Below are 14098 nucleotides of genomic sequence, written 5' to 3'. Positions count from 1 at the left end.
GGGGCGTTAACGCCCCGTATCGGATCAGAAATGCACATTGGCGGTCAGCAGGAACGTACGTGGCTCGCCCGGGTGATAACGGTAGCCGCTCTTGTTGATGGAAGCGACGTAATGGGTATCAAACAGGTTATAGACATTCAGCTGCAGATCGACGTTACGGTTGATGCGATAGCCAACTTTGGCATCGGCCACCCAGTAACCTTCGGTGTGGGACGGCGTCCCGACGGCACCATCGCTTCCGCGACGCATGCTGCCAACGTAACGTGCACCCGCGCCAAGCGCAATCGCATCGCTGGCCTGGTACTGGCTCCAGACGGTAAAGGCGTGCTCCGGGGTGTACGGTAACGCGCTGGTACCGTCCTGGGCCACGTTAGCCCCTTCACTGATGCTGGCACGCTGCTGGGTATAGCCGCCGATGACCTGCCAGTCCGGGGTAATATTGCCGGCCAGAGACAGTTCATAGCCTTCTACCCGCTTTTTACCGTACTGCGAGTAAGTGCCGTCGTCGTTTTGCTCGACTTCATTCTCAATGTCGGTACGGAAAATCGCCGCCGTCAGCAGCAGGCGCTTATCCATTACTTCCCACTTGGTGCCCACTTCGCTGGTTTTCGCTTTTTGCGGCTTGAAGTCAGTGCGGCTGGCGCTGTTGCCGGTACCGCTCTGTGCCAGGGCGAAGTTGTTGCCGCCCGGTGGTTGCTGCGAGATAGCGTAGTTGACGTAGATGTTGCCGCTATCGGTCAGGTGATACAGCGCCCCGGCTTTCCAGTTAACCAGGTTGCCGCTGGTGGACGTATCGACGGTGGTGACCGGGGTATTTTTCGCCACGCCGGTCGGGCAGGCGATGGCACCACGGCCGGTACCGCCACACAGGCTTGAGCTGTCGTATTTGGTCTGGTAGCTGTCCAGACGGATGCCACCGTTAATCTCGAAATCACGGGTGATCTGCAGCGTGTCGAAGGCATATACGCCGAAGGTATCCGTCTGCCCGTTGGCATTGGCGCCGCTGGGGTTCAGACCGCCCACGGAAACGCCGCTGTTCGGGTGGTAGATGTTCACCGGTGGCGCGGTAATCGGGTAAACCCCGTAGTTGACCTGGGTTTCGCGGGTGAACTCGATGCCCGTGCTGACGTCATGCTCCACCGTACCGGTGTAGAAGGTCGAGGTCAGGTTCGTCTGGTTGGTGACGATTTTGTTGCTGACGTCTTTGGTGTTCATGTTGCGCGACCAGGTCCAGGTACCCACGTCGTTCGGATCGGGCTGGGTGATGTTGGACGCACCGCCCATGATGGCGGTCATCAGGTAATCCTGTTTCACGCGCGACCAGCGGGTGGTGTTGCGGATCGTGGTGGTATCGTTCAGATCGTGCTCGAAGCGCATGGTCACGGTATCGGTAGTGGAGTCGTCGTAATCGGAATCCGTACCGTAGAAATTGCTGGTGGCAACTTTGCCTGAGCTGTTGAGGGCGGCGGTGCCAGCGGATGGTGCAGAATACCCCGGCAGGCCAATGGTCGGGATGCCGCCGTCAGGCGTATTGTGCTGGGTGACATGCAGATAGTTAAGATACAGGCGCGTTCCGGTGTCGAGGCCAAAAGCGATCGAAGGCGCCACGCCGTAACGTTCATTTTCGACACGATCCCGTCCGGCATCGTGGTTTTTCTCACCCATCAAATTCAGGCGCACGGCGCTGGTGTCGCCAATTTCCTGGTTAATATCCAGCGTACCGCGGCGGGACCAGGCACTACCTGCGCTGACGGAGGCATCAATGCCGGAGGCAAGACGAGGTTGTTTACTGATCATATTGATCGAGCCGGTTGGTGCGCTGCGTCCGTAGTCGGAACCGGACGGGCCTTTGATCACTTCAACCTGCTCGGTATTGAAGGTGTCGCGGGTGACGCTGCCGATATCGCGAATACCGTCAACGTAAATGCTGTTGGAGGTGTCGGCCCCGCGCATGTAGATCGTATCACCGGTCGATGAGTTGCCGTTTTCACCGGCATAGAAGGCCCCGACCCCCGGGACGTTTTTGAGCGCATCGGTCAGGTTAGTGACGCCCTGATCTTTCATCACCTGCTCGGAGACCACCGTAACCGTTCGGGTCGTGTCAACGATCGGGCGGGAAAACTTCGGATCGGCGGATTGTGCCGGGGCATATAACGACGGGGTTTGCGCTTCAACAATTAGCGTTTCGTCGGCATGTTGTTCAGTGCTGTCGGCTGCCAGTACCTGACCTGTTGGAGAAAGGCTGAGACACAGGCCGGTGAAAATTGTCAGCGAGCTAAAGCTACTGAACGGTAGCTGATGTTTTTTATCCATTTTCAATGAGCAACTTATTGTTTTAATTAGTCATTATGACCACTGGCAAAACAATGCTTCGTGGTGTCCACTGCAGGTGATTTGTTAAAATAACAATGCGTTTGATAATGATTTTGATAACTATTATCAAATGACGGCGAATTTTTATCACTCATTAATAGAAAAATAAACACATTTATTTACATGAACTGCATTTTTTCTACATAAATAGAGATACCGAACCACGGCGGGCCTGTGGGCGATGGCAGGGCCAGCGAGCTGGTCGGGCTGGCCCGTAAACATGAACATTACTTATAGATGATGGCGGTGCCCGACATTTTATTGCTGCCGTTGGCAGCGTTGATGCGCCAGGCGACAGCCCCTTGTTCCCGGGCCTTTTCCGCCAGTTTCGCTTCTAAATCATCGAGATTGCTGGCGCCGGAAGCCGATACGCTACCGACCGGACGTAACGGGCCGCTCTCGTCGCTGACCGACGATGGGGGCGTCCCGGCATGGGCAATAAAAGAGAGGGTGACAAAGACGATGGGGATGAGTAACAGCGGATGTCTTTTCATGAGCATATCCTCATTAACAGCATGGGACATACTCTAAGTTTAGGTCTTTCTGGCAGGAGCGGTGGGATAAATCAGCGAAACCAAAGGTTTTTTTGGGCATCAGACGGGCAGAAAAACCTGTTGCCTGACCAGCCGGCCGGGCAACAGAGGATGGCGGCACCGCAGGCGCTAGCGGGCGTCCGGGCGGATCAGATCGAAGCGCAGGCTCTCATCAATCGTGTAGTAGGCGCTTGGCCCACCGGCACGCAGAATCGGCCGGGCCTTCGCGGTCTGATAGATGCCATTTTCCAGTAGAGCATCGTCGATATGCACCGCCACGACTTCCCCCAGAACCAGCCAGCTATCGACAGCGTCACCATCGGCGGTGGTCAGGCGAATGCATTGCGAAAGCCGGCATTCGAAGTTTACCGGGCTTTCTGCGACCCGAGGTGCGGCGACGAGGCGGCTGGCTGCAGGGGTCAGCCCGGCACGCGTAAACTCATCTTCGCTGCGCGGAATGCTGGCCGAGGTTTCGTTCATGGCTTCCGCCAGCTCGCGGGTCGCGAGGTTCCAGACAAATTCTTTGGTTTCGACAATATTCTGTACACTGTCTTTCCATCCGCTGCTGGCAAAGCCAATAATTGGTGGCCGATAGTTAAAACAGTTAAAGAAGCTGTATGGAGCAAGGTTGCGCTGCCCGGCGGCGTCCAGAGAAGAAATCCAGCCGATGGGCCGTGGTCCGATAATCGCGTTGAGCGGGTCGTGCGGCAGGCCATGTCCCTGTGAAGGTTGATAGAAATACATAGAACACCCGTAACCGAAGAGTAGATATCCAGACTCCCTTATTTACCGCGCCGCCGTCAACGGGTATCTTACGCGGCTGTTCAAAGGAGATTGCCATGAAAGCCCAGAAACCGGGATTACACCCGCGTAACCGTCACCATCAACGTTATGACTTGCCCGCGCTATGCCAGGCTCACCCTGAGCTGCAAGGCTTTATCACCCTGAATCCCGTGGGCGAGCAGACCATTGATTTTGCCAATCCACTGGCGGTGAAAGCGCTGAATAAGGCCCTGCTGGCGCACTTTTACGCGGTGAAACACTGGGATATTCCGGACGGCTTTTTATGCCCACCGGTGCCGGGAAGGGCGGATTATATCCACCATCTGGCCGACCTGCTGGCGCTGGATAGCGGCACGATCCCCGAGAATGCCAGCATCCTGGACGTCGGGACCGGTGCCAACTTAATCTATCCGTTGATTGGCGTACATGAGTATGGCTGGCGTTTCACCGGTAGCGAGATCAGCCAGGAAGCGCTCTCCAGCGCGCAGGCGATCATCAGCGCCAATCCTGGGCTCAGTCGTCAAATCCGTCTGCGTCGGCAGAAAGAGAGCGGCGCAATCTTTAGCGGAATCATTCATAAAAACGAGACCTTCGAGGCGACGTTATGCAACCCGCCGTTCCACGACTCTGCCGCCAGCGTGCAGGCCGGCGGTGAGCGCAAGCGCCGTAACCTGGGGCTGGGGACGGACAGCGTGTTGAACTTCGGCGGCCAGCAGCAGGAGCTGTGGTGTGAAGGTGGCGAAGTGGCGTTCATCACCCAGATGATCCGTGAAAGCCAGGCCTTTGGTCGCCAGGTAAAATGGTTTACCTCGCTGGTTTCACGTGGCGATAACCTGCCGCCGTTGTACCGTGCACTGACCGACGTTGGGGCGGTGAAGGTGGTGAAAAAAGAGATGGCCCAGGGGCAGAAGCAGAGCCGCTTTATCGCCTGGACCTTTATGGATGAGGCCAAACGCCGCCGTCCACTGTAATACTGGCCTGAGAGCCAGCGCGAATGGTCAGCCCAGGCGGGCTGACACTATTACGTTGGCTCTGAAGGCATCGGCGGTGCCACGGGGGCTGAAATCGCGGCGGGCATCGGCAGCACCTGATAGGTTTGCACCGGTGCGCGAACCCCGGCCAGGTCGAAGTGCTTTTTCACCTGGGTGTCGAGGGCAAAGCGGACCGTCCACTGTTTCAGCGGCAGGGTGGTGAAGGTGACCCGCAGCGTAAACGCCGTATTGCTCAGGCCGACCAGTCCGGCATAGGACGGCTCGCCGATCACCAGCCCACGAATCTCCTCCTGATCCATCACATCCGCTACCGCCGCTTTCAAGGCCTGAGCGGCTTTATCCAAATCTTCCTGTCTGTCGACGTCGTAGTTGGCAACCACCGAACCAATACCGCGCACGAAGTTGGCGAAGGTGGTGATCGAAGACCACGGGATAATATGGTACGCGCCGGTATCCTGACGCACGCCGACGGACCGAATCGACATCCTCTCCACGGTACCGGTTAACGGACCGATAGTTACCAGATCCCCGGTGTTCATCCCATTCTCAAACTGGATAAAAATACCGGTGATAATATCTTTCACCAGCGTCTGGGCGCCGAAGGAGATGGCCAGACCCAGCGCGCCGGCACCGGCCAGCAGCGGGGCAATATTGACCCCCACTTCCGACAGCAGGATCATGACCGTAATGGTGCTGATGATGACCGCCAGCGCGTTGCGAAACAGCGTCAACAGCGTACGGGCACGGGCGCCGGGCAGCGGGCGACCGTGAATATCGGAAGCCAGGCGGTTCTCAATCAGGCTGGCAAGCAGCGTCCAGCCGATGGCGGAGAAAAAGAGGATCAGCGCAATGCGGATCAGCACATCCACCGCTTTTTGCCCGGCACCGTGTTGTATCCAGTTCCAGAAATCGAACAGACCCCAGGCGCTCAACAGCAGCATCACGGCGACGCAGACCACCAGGATGCGGGCCGCCTTTAGCGAAACCGAGATCCAGCCGTTGAGGCGTTTTTGCAGTTCCGGATAAAGACGCTGCGTTTGCGCCGACAGGGTGATGGTTTTGGCAATCCAGCGTGACAAAATGCCGGAGAGCAGCGCCGCGGCGCCGATGATTGCCAGGCTGCGCACCGTCGCCCCCATCATAAATTTCAGGCTGTTGCCGGGGTCGAAGAGCGAAAAGAAAAACAGCACGATAAAGTAGGCGCAGGCCAGCCAGTGCCAGACCAGCGCAAACGCGCGGATGAACAGGCTAAAGAAGGCCAGCGAGCGGTCTGCCAGTTGGATTAGCCCGAGGGTAATCATTTTTTTATTGTGAAAAATGAGGTACAGCGCCCACAGGGTGATGCACAGCATGATGATTACGTTCGCCAGCGCCCCGACCTGCACATTGACCTGGTTGGAGATAATCGGCACCGCCACGATCAGACCGTAGCCGATCAGGCTGCTGAGTGCGCTCAGGCGCAGGTTCCAGTATTTTGCCCCCTCATCGCTTATCGCAAAGGGCCGAAGTTCCGCCACCCGCGGGCAGAATATCAGCCGCAGTATGGCTTTAAAGAACTCAATCAGGGCGAAGGCGTTGAGAAACAGACTTTGCTGGAAGGCGATGGTCCGGTTGCCGCCGTTAAAGCGATCGCTGAGCATCTGGCCGACAAACAGCGTCAGTGCCAGCAGCAGCAGGTCGAAGATAAACGCCCCGGCGATGGTTGCCGGGAGGTGCAGCCAGTTGCTGCGGTCGTGGTTTTTACGCCGTCCCCACTGGCCCATTTTGCGATACAGCGGCAGGGCTGCCAGACGCACCAGCCACCAGAAGGCAAATACCAGCGAGGCCAGCAGCAGGAAGTAGCTGGCGGCGTTGCGGAAGGTGTCGGCATGGAAAGGTTTGTGGGTCGAGGCGGTGATATTGCGCCACAGCTGCGAGAACCGTGAGGCAAAGCGCTCCCCGTACTCGCGGCTAACCTGAGTGACGTTTTCCAGCACCGTGCGTTCATCGGTCACTTCCGGCGGCGTCAGCGCCGGGGTGCTGGCCGGCGGCGGCGTGGCGGCGGCGGAGCGGAGCTGGTCGATTAGCTCCTTGCGCGCGCTCTCATTTTCCAGTACGTCAGCCAGCGCCGCATAGGCCGCTTTTTTGGTCTCAAGGTCGGGTTCGCTGCTGGCGGGTGCTTGTTCAGCGGTGGCCGCCGCAACGCCTGGCAACGTGGCTGCCGACAGCGGAGCGGCAAACAGCGAGGCGAGCAATAACAGGATCCACGGCACGGGAGACTCCTTTCTTCTTCAAAACGATTAAGTATAGAAGTTGAAAGGCGTGAGAGTAATCTGGAAAACGGCTCCCCTGGGTGGGGAGCCGTTGGAGACATCAGGCGACGTGTTGCAGGAACTCGCGCAGACGCGGGCTCGGCGGGTTCTTCACCAGCACCTGTGGGTCGCCATCTTCGGCAATGCGCCCTTTATCGATAAAGATCAGCCGCGATGCCACTTTCTCAGCAAAACCGATTTCGTGGGTCACGATAACCATGGTCATGCCTTCTTCGGCCAGATCCTGCATCACCTTCAGTACTTCGTGACGCAGCTCCGGGTCGAGGGCTGAGGTCGGTTCATCAAACAGCATCATTTTTGGCTTCACCGCAAGGGCTCGGGCGATCGCCACGCGCTGCTGCTGCCCGCCCGAGAGCTCGGAAGGGTAGTGATGAGCGCGTTCGGCGAGGCCGACTTTCTCCAGCAGATCTTTCGCCAGTTTTTCGGCGGCTTGTTTGTTGGCACCACGCACGCGCAGCGGCCCGAACATGACGTTCTCCAGCGCGGTCAGATGTGGGAACAGGTAAAACTGCTGGAATACCATGCCCGCTTCCTGACGAATCAGGCGCTCGTCGACTTTCGGATCGTTGACCTTCAGACCATCGACAATCAGTTCACCGCTGGTGATCTCTTCCAGCTTGTTGATGCAGCGCAGCAGGGTTGATTTGCCGGAACCGGACGGCCCGATAATCACCACCACTTCGCCTTTGTTGATCTTCAGATCGATATCGTGCAGCACCTTGGTCGGGCCAAAGTGCTTGGAAACATTTTTAAATTCAATCACAGGATTTTCATCCTTCTTTCAAGACGACGCAGAATAAAGCTCAACACCAGGGTGATGATCAGATAAATCACGGCAACGGCGCTCCAGATTTCCAGCGCGCGGAAGTTACCGGCAATAATCTCCTGGCCCTGGCGGGTCAGTTCAGCCACGCCGATGACGATAAACAGCGAGGTATCTTTGATGCTGATGATCCACTGGTTACCCAGCGGCGGCAGCATACGGCGCAGCGCCAGCGGCAGAATCACGTGGCGGATGGTTTCGCGACGGGACAGGCCGAGGGCCAGGCCTGCTTCACGGAAGCCTTTGTGAATAGAGAGCACCGCCCCGCGGGTGATTTCTGCGATATAGGCACCGGAGTTGATCATGATAGTCACCACCGCCGCCGAGAACGGGTCAATACGTAAATCATTAAACGCCATTGGCAAGGCGAAGTAGATAAACATGACCTGGACGACGATGGGGGTGCCGCGGATGATCTCAATGAAGACTAACGCTACGTGGTTCGCAATCCAACCGCCAAAGCAGCGGGCGAAACCGGCGACGAGGCCGATTATCAAGCCGCCAGCCAGGCCGAGGACGGAAATCCACAGCGTCATTTTGGCGCCTTCCAGCAAAATTGGAATGGCGGGCCAGATGGCACTCCAGTCAAACTGCATAATGTGTTCCTGTTACCGTGTCGAACAACAGAGGTCACCCTCTGTGAAAAAATGACTCAGGTCTGCGGTGAGATGATGCCCGGATAGCGGATTGTGGCGGTATCCGGGGAGTCAAACCTCAGCAGACCTGTAAGAAGAGATGCTGATTATTATTTTGGCTCAGTACCGAACCATTTTTTATAAATTTCGTTGTAGGTGCCGTTTTCACGCAGTGTTTTCAGCGCGCCGTTCACCTTTTCACGCAGTTCGTCGCTGCCTTTCGGGAACGCGATACCGTAGTCCTGCGCTTCCAGAGAACTCCCGACGGCTTTGAATTTGCCCTGGCCTGCCGTTTTGATGAAGTAAAGGATGTTCGGGGTGTCATGCAGGACCGCATCGGCACGTCCGGTACCTAACTCCATATAGGCGTTATCGATGTTCGGGAACTGACGCAGGTCTTTGGTCTTGATGTTGGCTTTGGCATAGTCAACGGAACCGGTGCCGCCTTTAACCGCGACCACTTTACCGTTCAGGTCTTTCACATCTTTGATGTCGTTGTTGTCAGCTTTCACCATCACCAGCAGACCGCTCTTATAGTAGCCATCGGAGAATTCGATCGCTTTCTTGCGTTCTTCAGTAATGGTAATCCCCGCCAGCGCGAGGTCGATGTTTTTGGTTTGCAGCGCCGGGATGATGCCGCTGAAATCCATTGGCTTCAGGGTGTAGTCCAGTTTCAGCTCTTTCGCGATCGCGGCCCACAGGTCAACGTCGAAGCCGACGTATTTATCACCTTGTTTAAATTCAAACGGAACAAACGCCGTATCGGTTGCAACAATCAGTTGCTTTTCAGCGGCCTGGGAAGAAACCGCAAAAGCCAGGGTCAGTGCAGCCAGTGAAACTTTAAATACAGACTTCATAGCATTTCCTTTTATATCCACGGGACGATCCCCTGCGAGAACGGGTAACCATATGAAAAAATCGTGCCAGTTTTACAACTTGTTGTTTTATAACAAACGAAGCGAATCCTGTTGCACGATTTAGGGTAAAGAGAACGGCAAATGCACCGTTGTGGGGCGTCGTTTTGGTGCGCCATTAACGCATCGCTTAACAAGTGCATTTTTAACGCAAACAGCAGGTGGAAACAATCTTACCGTAACGATTGTGTGAGGTAATTATTACAATTGATTTACTTCAGTGCGCATTTTGTTCAATGACATGCACTAAAATGGTGCGGATAACGGCGGAGGAGATAAAAAGACGAATATCTGAGGATAATCTGAAAAAGCCGCCAGCGAGGCTGACGGCGACAGGCGAGGATCAGGCGATATTGGCTTCAATGAACCACAGGAATTTATCCAGATCGCGAGATGCCGCGGTGAAGATATCGGCGGTGTCTTCGTCTTTAGTTTCTGCGATCGCTTTACGCACGTCATTGGCCACAATGGCGTAACGATCGGCCAGCTCTTTCAGGTGATCCTGAACGGTGTGAATATCCAGCGGATAGCTTTTCAGCGGGGTCTGGCTGTTAATCACCTGCGTGGTGCCCAGCGCGACGCCACCAAGCTGGACGGCACGTTCTGCCATGGTATCGAGATGCTCTGTCAGCGCGGTGCGGAAACCGTCGAGCATTTCATGGACGGCGATAAAGTTAGCGCCGCGCATATTCCAGTGGGCCTGTTTGGTAATCAGCGACAGGTCGATGAACTGGACGACCTGACGATTGAGCAGCTCGATGGTGGCCTTCTTCTCCTGATCTGCCACATCGTTGCGGGTATAGAGCAGGTTGGATGCTTTCGTTTTAACCAGTTTTGCAGTCGTCATCGTGTCATTCCTCTTGATATTGAAACTCGTCATACATCAATTTTGCATTGACCGGAGTAAGTGTAGTCGGTCACTGATGGGACTCATTATAACAACGGATTGGGCAACGCGGAGGGCGGTAGTCTCTATCGGTTTGATAGCGTAGAGTTGTTGACTGTTCTGTAAAGTGTATAAAATCAAATAATTAACTTTGAATATTGCCGCTCTGCATGGCTCCTGTGGTTATGCAGAGCGGCCTGCAACGTTAGCTGATATCGACTTTCTCGATTTTGCTGTCCCGACGCATGGTTAAGGTGGAACCCATCGACGCGAGGATAATCGCGCCCAGCGCCAGAGTTTGCGTTGCCGTCAGCATCTCACCGAGGAATACCATCCCGGAGAGCGCAGCAAGGGCCGGCTCCATGCTCATCAAGGTGCCGAAGGTTCGGGTGGGCATGCGGGTGAGGGCGATCATCTCCAGAGAGTAAGGCAGCGCCGTAGAGAGTACCGCGATAGCCAGACCCAGCGGCAGCAGCGCCCACTGGAACAGCGTATCGCTGGCCTGGATCATGCCGAGCGGCACAAAAATCACCGACGCAATCAGCGAACCCATGGCTACCGTGGCCGGGCCGTGTTCTTCCCCGGCGCGCTGACCGGTCAGAATATAGACCGCCCAGCAGGAACCGGCGCCGAGCGCCAGCAATGCCCCTGTCAGATCAATCTGGGAGACATCTTGCCCCAGCGGCAGCAGAAACCACAGCCCCAGCACCGCCAGAACCACCCACACGAAATCGAGCGGACGCCGCGAGCCAAATAACGCAACCGCCAGCGGGCCGGTAAACTCGAGCGCCACCGCAATCCCCAGCGGAATGCGCTGAATGGATAAATAGAAGAGGTAGTTCATCGCTCCCAGCGAGATGCCGTAAAAGAGCAACGGCAGGCGTTGCTCTGCGGTGAAGCGCAGGCGCCAGGGCTTAAAGACGATCGCCAGAATGAGCGTACCCAGCGCCAGACGCAGCGCGGTGACGCCCGGAGCGCCAACGAGCGGGAACAATGATTTTGCTAACGATGCACCGCTCTGAATAGAAACCATCGCGATTAAAATAACCAATATCGGCAGCCATGCCGGTACTTTGCGGGACGAGCCGGGCATCCTTTCTCCTGTCAGGGTTTGTCAAATGAGGTAAAGGTTCCAGTGTAAATGAAGAACCCATCTACGGTTTAGCTATTGTTGAAAAAAACGCAGAAGAGATGCGTACAATGCAGCGCAACGGGTAGATTAAACGACTATCAGATTAGGAATTATCTGGATGCACGCCCTGTGAGTAATGCGCGTTAATAGCAGGGTCTTCGATTAAAACAGTTGTTTTCCAGATTGTTACAGAATTGCGGAAACTTTTGGTTACAGGAAAAGCACGGTTAGACAGTGTAAAGTGAAAAGAGTTTCTCGAAAGTTTTTGATATATTTAAAGCTTAGGACTTATTAGAAACACATTTGAGGTGGTTATGAATAAAATTGCACGTTTTTCAGCACTGGCTGTTGTACTGGCAGCATCCGTAGGTACCGCTTTCGCTGCAACTTCTACCGTTACCGGTGGTTACGCGCAGAGCGACATGCAGGGTGAAGCCAACAAAGCAGGCGGTTTCAACCTGAAGTACCGTTACGAGCAAGACAATAGCCCGCTGGGTGTTATCGGTTCCTTCACCTACACTGAAAAAGATCGTACCGAAGGCGGCGTTTATCAGAAAGGCCAGTACTACGGTATCACTGCAGGTCCGGCTTACCGTCTGAACGACTGGGCTAGCATCTACGGCGTAGTCGGTCTTGGCCACGGTAAATTCCAGGACAACAGCTACCCGAACAAGCACGACATGAGCGACTACGGTTTCTCCTACGGTGCTGGTATGCAGTTCAACCCGATCGAAAACGTTGCTCTGGACTTCTCCTACGAGCAGTCTCGTATTCGTAACGTTGACGTTGGTACCTGGATCGCTGGCGTTGGTTACAGCTTCTAATCACTTCGGTGATATAAAAAATCCGCCTCACAGGGGCGGATTTTTTTTGCCTGAAATTTGGCTGACACTCTGCGGTTAGCCGCCGCTGACGGGCGGCGAGCGGCGCTAGCGAATGGTGAAGGCGTCAGTACCCAGATGGCTATACTCCACCTTCTGCAACTGGAAGTTGGTGATAAAGGTTGGCCCGGCACCCTGTTCAGAGATAAAGCGATAGCGCGGGGTAATCTCCTGAGCGCTTATCCCGGTCCACTGCGAGAAAAAGGCGAGGAAATCGTTGGCAGAACGCTGGGCCTTAATGACCTTATGCGCTTTATCATCGCTGGATAACACCATAAACGGCACCTGGAAGTTTTGCTGATACTTGTCGTCGTGCGCCAGGTACTGCACTTCTTTGCCGCGCTCTTTAAAGGCCAGACCGTGATCGGAAAAATAGGTCATCGAGAAGCTATCGCCAGAATTTTGCAGTTGATGATAGAGCTTGCCCAGCAGCGCATCGGTTTGCGTCATGCTGTAGAGGTAACAGGAGGTCTCTTTCGATTGTACGAAGACGGTATATTTGCCCTTGGTACGATCGCAGGCCTGCGGATGCGAACCCATCAAATGCAGAACGATCAGCTGCGGCTGAGTGCGCTGCACCGAGAGCACCTGTTCGGTCAGCTTTAAGAGCTGCTCATCCTGAGTGTTTTTATTGGCTTCAAAATCGCCATTTTTGAGGAACTGCACCTCATCCGCGCGTTTGGCAATGCTGGCGATCGCCGTATCGTATTCGCCAATTTGTCCCTGATTGGAAAACCACCACGTCTGAAACCCTGCACGGTTCGCCAGGGTAACAAAGTTATCCTGATACAGCGGTTTCCCGTCGACGACCCGATTGAGCGTCAAGCCGAGTGATTTTTGCGTCGAGCCGCTGGCGGCAATGTAGTCATTAAACAGGTAGCCATTTACGGAACTGGCAAACGGTGTATTGTCCCAGTGTCCACCAAAGGCCCCGAGCGCATCGCGGCGCGCGCTTTCACCGATCACCACCACATAGAGATGGTATTTGGGTTTGACCGCCATCACGTGCCAGCTGTCTTTCATATTGGCGAGCTGCGCCATACGCGACTGCTCGTCCCGCACTTCATTATTATTGACCACCACGTCTTTCACGAAGCGAAAGGCAGGGTAGCCGGTATCGATCACTTTAAACACGCCGCCCCAGGCCAGATTCTGCACCGGCTGCAGGAAGAAAATCGCGATACTGAACAGCACGCCGAGTAATTCTACTTTATTCAGGCGTTTGGGTTCTTCCGGTTTACGACGCACGGCAATCACGCCGAGCGCAAAAATAAAGACCGCCAGCAGGTAGTTGTACCAGGGGAAGATGGTCAGAATTTCCGTCGACTCTTCGACGTTGGTGGCGTGCAGCGCCAGAAGCGTATTGAAGTTAGGCGCGCCGTAGGCCTGCCCGAATGGATAGTAGAGCGCGGCGAGCAGGGAATAGCATCCCACCACGACTTTTTGCGCGCGCGGGAACGTGCGCCAAAGCAGATGTAGCACGCATGTAAAAGCGACGGTATAGAGCAGACTAAATTCGTAGCCGAGGGCCAGGTTAATTAACAGAGACTGTAAAAAATAAAATCCTGTCCATGGATTGGGGACTAATCCCCGGGCGACCAGCGTTTCTTTCAGGGTGACATTCATAGTTAGTAATCAAAAAGACGCCATGTGCATCCCCTGGCATCAAGGGGTAAAACCTGCTGGACAGTGCCTGAAGAGGGTCTCTGTGAGCCGCAGTAGTGGCAGGGCTGACAAACGATAGGGCTTGCAAATGATAAGGTCAACCAGGCATAACGGATTGTTTTGAGAGAAAGCTTACAAAACTTGAAAAAAGAGGCGGGAAAAAGGTGAA

The 14098-nt window shown here is 55.2% G+C and carries 12 protein-coding genes; 2 read left to right on the top strand and 10 right to left on the bottom strand.

All coding sequences use genetic code 11. The features are described 5' to 3' along the window. Positions 1-24: 24 nt before the first annotated feature. The 3 genes from ACMYSP_RS04970 to ACMYSP_RS04960 form a co-directional block, all read right to left on the bottom strand. Positions 25-2313, bottom strand: coding sequence for a catecholate siderophore receptor Fiu (locus tag ACMYSP_RS04970; protein ID WP_434585821.1), 2289 nt, complete (start codon positions 2311-2313; stop codon positions 25-27). Positions 2314-2600: 287 nt separating this feature from the next. After that, complete coding sequence (locus tag ACMYSP_RS04965) at positions 2601-2867, bottom strand: YdgH/BhsA/McbA-like domain containing protein (protein ID WP_434585820.1); 267 nt, start codon at positions 2865-2867, stop codon at positions 2601-2603. A 168-nt stretch (positions 2868-3035) separates the two neighbouring features. Then, positions 3036-3650, bottom strand: coding sequence for a flavin reductase family protein (locus ACMYSP_RS04960; RefSeq protein WP_434585819.1), 615 nt, complete (start codon positions 3648-3650; stop codon positions 3036-3038). A 95-nt stretch (positions 3651-3745) separates the two neighbouring features. Here ACMYSP_RS04960 and rlmF point away from each other — a divergent pair, with 95 nt between their 5' ends. Further along, positions 3746-4660, top strand: a complete 915-nt coding sequence (gene rlmF / locus ACMYSP_RS04955; RefSeq protein ID WP_434585818.1) for a 23S rRNA (adenine(1618)-N(6))-methyltransferase RlmF — start codon at positions 3746-3748, stop codon at positions 4658-4660. Between the two features lie 50 nt (positions 4661-4710). Here rlmF and ybiO read toward each other — a convergent pair whose 3' ends face one another. The 6 genes from ybiO to rhtA form a co-directional block, all read right to left on the bottom strand. Continuing rightward, on the bottom strand, positions 4711-6933 hold the full coding sequence (gene ybiO / locus ACMYSP_RS04950) for a mechanosensitive channel protein (RefSeq protein ID WP_434585817.1): 2223 nt from the start codon (positions 6931-6933) through the stop codon (positions 4711-4713). 100 nt (positions 6934-7033) lie between these two features. After that, positions 7034-7756, bottom strand: coding sequence for a glutamine ABC transporter ATP-binding protein GlnQ (gene glnQ, locus ACMYSP_RS04945; RefSeq protein ID WP_434585816.1), 723 nt, complete (start codon positions 7754-7756; stop codon positions 7034-7036). Next, on the bottom strand, positions 7753-8412 hold the full coding sequence (gene glnP / locus ACMYSP_RS04940; RefSeq protein ID WP_100684049.1) for a glutamine ABC transporter permease GlnP: 660 nt from the start codon (positions 8410-8412) through the stop codon (positions 7753-7755). The genes glnQ and glnP overlap by 4 nt, the downstream gene beginning before the upstream one ends. A gap of 149 nt (positions 8413-8561) precedes the next feature. Continuing rightward, positions 8562-9308: a glutamine ABC transporter substrate-binding protein GlnH gene (gene glnH, locus ACMYSP_RS04935; RefSeq protein WP_123756071.1), complete on the bottom strand. Its 747-nt coding sequence runs from the start codon at positions 9306-9308 to the stop codon at positions 8562-8564. A 400-nt stretch (positions 9309-9708) separates the two neighbouring features. Further along, positions 9709-10212: a DNA starvation/stationary phase protection protein Dps gene (gene dps, locus ACMYSP_RS04930; protein ID WP_123756072.1), complete on the bottom strand. Its 504-nt coding sequence runs from the start codon at positions 10210-10212 to the stop codon at positions 9709-9711. A gap of 244 nt (positions 10213-10456) precedes the next feature. Then, the gene (gene rhtA, locus ACMYSP_RS04925) at positions 10457-11344 is read right to left on the bottom strand and encodes a threonine/homoserine exporter RhtA (protein ID WP_434585815.1); all 888 of its coding nucleotides are present in this window, start codon (positions 11342-11344) and stop codon (positions 10457-10459) included. Positions 11345-11697: 353 nt separating this feature from the next. On the opposite strand from rhtA, the gene ompX reads away from it, so the two are divergent. Continuing rightward, positions 11698-12207 carry an outer membrane protein OmpX gene (gene ompX, locus ACMYSP_RS04920; protein ID WP_123756074.1) on the top strand — a complete coding sequence of 170 codons (510 nt, stop codon included), beginning with the start codon at positions 11698-11700 and terminating at the stop codon, positions 12205-12207. A 105-nt stretch (positions 12208-12312) separates the two neighbouring features. Here the strand turns inward: ompX and ACMYSP_RS04915 are convergent, their stop codons facing one another. Further along, positions 12313-13890: a phosphoethanolamine transferase gene (locus ACMYSP_RS04915; RefSeq protein WP_434585814.1), complete on the bottom strand. Its 1578-nt coding sequence runs from the start codon at positions 13888-13890 to the stop codon at positions 12313-12315. Between the last annotated feature and the right edge of the window lie 208 nt (positions 13891-14098).

The sequence above is a fragment of the Klebsiella sp. R390 genome (genome assembly GCF_051131745.1).
GTDB lineage: Bacteria > Pseudomonadota > Gammaproteobacteria > Enterobacterales > Enterobacteriaceae > Klebsiella.
Note: the sequence above shows the minus strand (reverse complement) of the source record. Positions and strands in the feature narration are given on the sequence as shown.

What these genes read in the sequence shown, in the direction of transcription:
- ACMYSP_RS04970 (WP_434585821.1), bottom strand. Translation starts at nt 2,313, where the DNA reads ATGGATAAAAAACATCAGCTACCGTTCAGTAGCTTTAGCTCGCTGACA.
- ACMYSP_RS04965 (WP_434585820.1), bottom strand. Translation starts at nt 2,867, where the DNA reads ATGAAAAGACATCCGCTGTTACTCATCCCCATCGTCTTTGTCACCCTC.
- ACMYSP_RS04960 (WP_434585819.1), bottom strand. Translation starts at nt 3,650, where the DNA reads ATGTATTTCTATCAACCTTCACAGGGACATGGCCTGCCGCACGACCCG.
- rlmF (WP_434585818.1), top strand. Translation starts at nt 3,746, where the DNA reads ATGAAAGCCCAGAAACCGGGATTACACCCGCGTAACCGTCACCATCAA.
- glnP (WP_100684049.1), bottom strand. Translation starts at nt 8,412, where the DNA reads ATGCAGTTTGACTGGAGTGCCATCTGGCCCGCCATTCCAATTTTGCTG.
- glnH (WP_123756071.1), bottom strand. Translation starts at nt 9,308, where the DNA reads ATGAAGTCTGTATTTAAAGTTTCACTGGCTGCACTGACCCTGGCTTTT.
- dps (WP_123756072.1), bottom strand. Translation starts at nt 10,212, where the DNA reads ATGACGACTGCAAAACTGGTTAAAACGAAAGCATCCAACCTGCTCTAT.
- rhtA (WP_434585815.1), bottom strand. Translation starts at nt 11,344, where the DNA reads ATGCCCGGCTCGTCCCGCAAAGTACCGGCATGGCTGCCGATATTGGTT.
- ompX (WP_123756074.1), top strand. Translation starts at nt 11,698, where the DNA reads ATGAATAAAATTGCACGTTTTTCAGCACTGGCTGTTGTACTGGCAGCA.
- ACMYSP_RS04915 (WP_434585814.1), bottom strand. Translation starts at nt 13,890, where the DNA reads ATGAATGTCACCCTGAAAGAAACGCTGGTCGCCCGGGGATTAGTCCCC.